Origin of the sequence: Mesobacillus campisalis (genome assembly GCF_000986785.1) — a bacterium.
Classification (GTDB): Bacteria; Bacillota; Bacilli; order Bacillales; family Cytobacillaceae; genus Mesobacillus_B; species Mesobacillus_B campisalis.
This window is the reverse complement of record NZ_LAYY01000065.1, coordinates 1-1,232: the sequence shown is the minus strand read 5'-3', so window position 1 is coordinate 1,232 and position 1,232 is coordinate 1. Positions and strand designations below refer to the sequence as shown.

At 46.1% G+C, this 1,232-nt stretch carries 2 protein-coding genes; both read right to left on the bottom strand.

The window, feature by feature from the left end:
- Positions 1–675 (bottom strand): enoyl-CoA hydratase/isomerase family protein (locus tag WQ57_RS22320; RefSeq protein WP_046525896.1); only part of this gene is annotated, 675 nt, incomplete at its 3' end.
- A 12-nt stretch (positions 676–687) separates the two neighbouring features.
- The coding region (locus WQ57_RS22315; protein WP_046525895.1) for a 3-hydroxyacyl-CoA dehydrogenase family protein at positions 688–1,232 on the bottom strand (545 nt) is incomplete at its 5' end.

Sequence of the window (1,232 nt, the reverse complement as noted above, 5' to 3'; positions counted from 1 at the left end):
TCGCAGCCCTTCTGCCAATGGAAGATTCATTCCATGCTGAATACTTTTCTTAATGTTTTTCAATGCTGTTTTAGGTTTTTGCGCAAGGATATTTGCCCAGTACATCGCCTCGTTGTCGACAGTACCGGCAGCCGCTACCTTGTTCACAAGTCCATAACGGACCGCTTCCTCTGCATGGATGGGCGTGCCAAACATGATCATTTCCATCGCTTTTGATTTCCCTATTAATCTTGGAAGACGCTGGGTTCCTCCAGCACCCGGGAAGATTCCCAGATTTATTTCCGGCAGTCCCATCCTGGTGTTTTCATCACATATTCTGAAATCACAGGCGAGGGCCAGTTCCAATCCTCCTCCAAGTACATGCCCTTTCATTGCGGCAATGACTGGAATAGGCAACTGGCTTAACAGCTCGAAAGCTTTATGGAAACCAGCGGTTAGCGATATATCCTTTTTCCCCAGCCTGGGCACAAATTGAGTGATATCGGCACCAGCAGAAAATGCTTTCTCTCCGCTGCCCTTTATAACCAGCACTTGAACTTCCTCATTCCGGTATAAATCTTCCAAAAACGCAATCATCTGTTCAAAAACAGCCGGATTCAAAGGGTTATATGGAGGTCTATTAATCCCCATGACCGCTATTCTCCCTTCAATGCTGCACAAAAGAACGTCTTCCATGTTTTCTCCTCCTCAGCTGTAAGAATAAAATCCCTTTCCCGTTTTTCTTCCAAGGTCCCCTGCTTCGACCATCTTTTTCAATAGCGGGCAAGGACGGTACTTTGAATCATTAAAGCCTTCATACAAGGCTTCCATTGCCCATAATGCTGTATCAATTCCAGCCATATCAATCGTCCTTAACGGCCCCATGGTATGTCCGTATCCATCGATAAAGCCTTGGTCAATTTCTTCAGGTGTACCGATGCCCTCCATTACGGCGAAACACGCTTCATTCACCATCGGCAGCCAAATACGGTTCATGAGAAAGCCTGGGAAATCTTTTTCGGCAGTGATTATTCTTTTCCCCATTTTTTCTCCCACTTCCCTTGCCAATTCGTACGTTTCCTCAGAGGTTTTATAGCCTTTGACAAGCTCAAGCAGCGGCATCATCGGAACGGGGCTAAAAAAATGCATCCCAATCACTTTTTCAGGGTGTGAAGTCACACTGGCAATTTCCGTTATCGATAAAGAGGAAGTATTGGTAGCCAGCAGGCAATCAGCCTTTGCTTGTGCGTCCA